Source organism: Streptomyces sp. NPDC059456 (genome assembly GCF_042750055.1).
Lineage (GTDB): Bacteria > Actinomycetota > Actinomycetes > Streptomycetales > Streptomycetaceae > Streptomyces.
The window spans coordinates 3754-8023 of sequence record NZ_JBHYVA010000213.1 but is presented as its reverse complement, the minus strand read 5'-3'; the positions used below and the strand labels follow the sequence as shown (position 1 = coordinate 8023).

General features: G+C 72.4%; 3 protein-coding genes and 1 pseudogene. 3 read left to right on the top strand and 1 reads right to left on the bottom strand.

The window, feature by feature from the left end; translation table 11 throughout:
* Positions 1-298: 298 nt before the first annotated feature.
* A pseudogene (gene cofC, locus ACFXA3_RS19975) lies at positions 299-913 on the bottom strand (2-phospho-L-lactate guanylyltransferase); the annotation flags it as partial.
* Between the two features lie 269 nt (positions 914-1182).
* On the opposite strand from cofC, the gene ACFXA3_RS19970 reads away from it, so the two are divergent.
* Genes ACFXA3_RS19970 through ACFXA3_RS19960 form a run of 3 tightly spaced genes read left to right on the top strand, consistent with a single transcriptional unit; the run spans position 1183 to position 4139 of the window.
* Entirely contained in the window at positions 1183-1935 is a 753-nt protein-coding gene (locus tag ACFXA3_RS19970) for a lysophospholipid acyltransferase family protein (protein WP_385188445.1), read from the top strand.
* Positions 1932-2942, top strand: coding sequence for an NAD(P)H-dependent glycerol-3-phosphate dehydrogenase (locus tag ACFXA3_RS19965; RefSeq protein ID WP_385188443.1), 1011 nt, complete (start codon positions 1932-1934; stop codon positions 2940-2942). Before ACFXA3_RS19970 ends, ACFXA3_RS19965 begins: the two co-directional genes overlap by 4 nt.
* 39 nt (positions 2943-2981) lie before the next feature.
* A complete protein-coding gene (locus tag ACFXA3_RS19960) occupies positions 2982-4139 on the top strand; it encodes a D-alanine--D-alanine ligase family protein (RefSeq protein WP_385188442.1) in 1158 nt (385 codons plus the stop codon).
* Positions 4140-4270: the final 131 nt, after the last annotated feature.

Below are 4270 nucleotides of genomic sequence, written 5' to 3'. Positions count from 1 at the left end.
CCAGACCCCGCTCCCCGCGCCACACGTCTACGTCCCCCCTCTCCACCCCCCGCGGGGCGCGCCCCCCGGGGCTCCGCCCCCCCCCCCGCGGTGCTGTTCGTGCAGGTCAGAAGGTTTGCAGAGTGATCAGTGTGATCCGCAGCCCCGAGCCCTCGCCGTCCGTCTCGATCCGGACCCGCTGCCCGGGGCGCAGCAGCCGCAGGCCGCCCGCGTCGAACGCCGGGGCCTCGAAGGGCACCGGAGTGCCGTCGTCCAGCAGCACACTGCCGCTGCGGGTCTGGGAGTCGTACGTGTACGCGGTCGCCTGCATACGGGCACTGTATCGGGCCGTGTGAGGGCCCACACCGAGGGCGAGGGCGGTCCGCAGATCCGCAACCGTGTCCACGTCCCGGCGCACGCTCTCCACGTCCGCCAAGGCTATTTCCGCAGCCCCCGACGCCGAATGCCGGGCCCGCGACGGGCCTCCGAACGAGGGTGCCAATTCCACGTCCGGAGCAGCGGAAAGCAGGGTCGTGCCGATTCCCGCCGCATCCGCCAGAAATGCCCGCGGAAATGCGGACGCGGCTTCGAGCACGCGTTGCAATTCCGTCGGCCGCAGCGCGGGGAGATCCGCGTTCATCGCGGCCACCGCCGCCCCCGGCCGGAGCGTGCGGACCCTGCGCGCCCCGTGGGCCAGCGCCGCGTTGAGCCCCGCCCCCGGCGCGTCCGCGACGATCCGCGCCCCCAGCCGCGCCAGTTCCCCGCCGGCCCGCGGATCGTCCGTGACGACCACCACATCCGCGACCGCCCCGCAGTCCAGCGCCCCCGCCACGGTGTCCTGCGCGAACGCCAGCGCGAGCCCGGGACGCGACGTGCCCACGGCCGCCGCCAGCCGGCTCTTGGCCACCGCCAGGGGCTTCAGCGGCACCACCAGACTCCAGACCGCGTTCGTGGCGGACCCCCTCCCTCCGGTACACGTCCGTGCGTGCGCGGACCACGGCCGGGTCATGACCGGGTCATGCGTCGGCCCATTGTCGCCCCCGCCCGGTCGACCCGGCGGCCCGGTGTGCCGGGCGGGGCGTACGGTGTTCTCGACAGAGACCGGACCGGAGGCCACACTTGTCCGGCCGACGAGGTGCCCAAGCTCCCCCAGCCACCGCCGGGAGGTACCCCCACGCACCGGTCCCAGAGGAAGGTGTACGAGTGTCCCGCCGCAGAATCGGCTTCTGGTACCGCCTGGCGGCGGTCATCGCAAAACCGCCGCTGGTCGTGCTCTTCAAGCGGGACTGGCGGGGAATGGACCACATTCCGGCCGAGGGCGGGTTTATCACGGCGGTCAATCACAACTCGTATCTGGACCCGCTCTCCTACGCGCACTTCCAGTACAACACCGGCCGGGTGCCCCGATTGCTCGCCAAGGCGGCGCTCTTCAAGGTCCCCATTGTCGGCGCGATCCTGCGCGGCTCCGGCCAGATCCCCGTCTACCGCGAGACCACCAACGCCCTGGACGCATTCCGGGCCGCCGTGGACGCCATCGAGCGCGGCGAATGCGTGGCCTTTTATCCGGAGGGCACCCTCACCCGCGATCCGGACATGTGGCCGATGGCCGGCAAGACCGGCGCGGCGCGCGTGGCGCTGATGACGAAGGCGCCCGTCATTCCCGTGGCCCAGTGGGGCGCGAACCTCGCGATGCCGCCCTACGCCAAGGAGAACAAGGTCCGGCTGTTCCCGCGCAAGACCCTCCGGGTGCTCGCCGGACCGCCCGTCGACCTCTCCGGGTTCTACGACCGGGAACCCACCCCGGACGTGCTCAAGGAGGTCACCGAGACCATCATGGCGGCCATCACGGAGCTGCTGGAGGAGCTGCGCGGCGAGAAGGCGCCCGAGCAGCCGTACGACCATCGCAAGGCCAGGGCGGAACAGCGGCGCAAGGCCGCGGGGGAGGACCAGAAGTGACACGTCCCGTGAAGGCGGCCGTCTTCGGAACCGGCTCCTGGGGCACGGCCTTCGGCATGGTGCTCGCCGACGCGGGCTGCGAGGTGACCCTGTGGGGCCGCCGCAGCGAGGTCGTCGACGCCATCAACACCGGCCGGACCAACCCGGACTACTTCCCGGACGTCGAACTCCCCGCGAACATGCGCGCCACCACCGACCCGGCCGAGGCCGCGCACGGCGCCGACTTCGCGGTCCTCGCCATCCCCTCCCAGACCCTGCGCGGCAACCTCGCCGCGTGGGCCCCGCTGCTGCCCGCCGACGCCGTCCTCGTCTCCCTGATGAAGGGCATCGAACTCGGCACCGCCAAGCGCATGAGCGAGGTCATCGAGGAGGTGGCCAAGGTCCCCGCCGAGCGCGTCGCCGTCGTCACCGGCCCCAACCTGGCCCGCGAGATCGCCGCCCGGCAGCCCGCCGCCGCCGTCGTCGCCTGCGCCGACGAGGCCGTCGCGCAGCGCCTCCAGACGGCTTGCCACACCCCGTACTTCCGCCCGTACACGAGCACCGACGTCATCGGCTGCGAGCTGGGCGGCGCCGTCAAGAACGTCATCGGCCTCGCCGTCGGCATCGCGGACGGCATGGGACTGGGCGACAACACCAAGGGCTCGCTCATCACCCGCGGACTCGCCGAAGCGACCCGGCTGGGCCTGGCGATGGGCGCCGACCCGCTGACCTTCTCCGGTCTCGCGGGCCTCGGCGACCTCGTCGCCACCTGCTCCTCGCCGCTCTCCCGCAACCACACCTTCGGCACCAACCTCGGCCGCGGAATGACCCTGGAGGAGACCATCGCGGTCACCCGGCAGACCGCCGAGGGCGTCAAGTCCTGCGAGTCGGTGGCCGATCTGGCGCGCCGCCACGGGGTGGACATGCCGATCACCGACACCGTCGTCGACATCGTCCACCACGGCAAGCCGCCGCTGGTCGCCCTGAAGGAACTGATGGGACGCAGCGCCAAACCGGAACGCCGCTGACTCCTTTCCGGACGCATGACCGGGTATCGTCGTGGCGATATGAGCAGCGAGAACCTCCCCCAGACCCCTGAGCAGCAGGGCCGCAAGCCCCGCGTGGCCGTCGTGTTCGGCGGCCGCAGCTCGGAACACGCCATCTCGGTCGTCACGGCGGGCGCCGTGCTGCGCTCCATCGACCGGTCCAAGTACGAGGTGCTGCCCATCGGCATCACCACGGACGGCCGGTGGGCGCTGACCGCCGACGAGCCCGCGCGGATGGCGATCGCCGACCGCAGGCTCCCGAGCGTCGAGGAGCTGGCGGACTCCGAGGACGGCGCCGTCGTGCTGTCCGTCGACCCGGCCAACCGCGAGGTCGTCTACACCGAGCCGGGAGCCGTCCCCAAGGCCCTGGGCGAGGTCGACGTCGTCTTCCCGATGCTGCACGGCCCCTACGGCGAGGACGGCACCCTGCAGGGCCTCCTGGAGCTCTCCGGCATCCCCTACGTCGGCTCGGGCGTCCTCGCCTCGGCCGTCGGCCAGGACAAGGAGTACATGAAGCGGGTCTTCACCTCCTTCGGCCTCCCCGTCGGCCCGTACGTGACCATCCGCCCCCGCGAGTGGGACGCCGACCGGGACGCCGCCCGCGGCCGGATCCTGGACTTCGCCGGCGAGCACGGCTGGCCGCTCTTCATCAAGCCCGCCCGGGCCGGCTCCTCCATCGGCATCACCAAGGTCGACGACGCCTCCGGCCTGGACGAGGCGATCCGCGAGGCCCAGCGCCACGACCCGAAGATCATCGTGGAGGCGCTGCTGCGCGGCCGCGAGATCGAGTGCGGGGTGCTCGAGTTCGAGGACGGCCCGCGCGCGAGCGTGCCCGCCGAGATCCCGCCGGTCTCCAGCCACGACTTCTACGACTTCGAGGCGAAGTACATCGACTCCGCCTCCGGGATCGTGCCCGCTCCGCTCACCCCGGAGCAGACCGCCGAGGTGCAGCGGCTCGCGATCGAGGCGTTCGACGCCGCGTCCTGCGAGGGCCTGGTGCGCGCCGACTTCTTCCTCACCGAGGACGGCACCTTCGTCATCAACGAGATCAACACCATGCCGGGCTTCACCCCGATCTCCATGTACCCGCGGATGTGGCAGGAGTCGGGCATCGAGTACCCGGAGCTGGTGGACCGCCTGATCCAGGCGGCCCTGACCCGCTCCACCGGGCTGCGCTAGCCCGCCGACCCAGCGCGAGAACGCCGACCGCCCCCCCGGCGGGGGCGCCCCGGGGGGGGGGGTGGCTCGGGCGGCGCGGGCGGGCGGGGGGGGCCCGGCAGTCGAAACCGACACCGGGCGCAGGCGGGGGC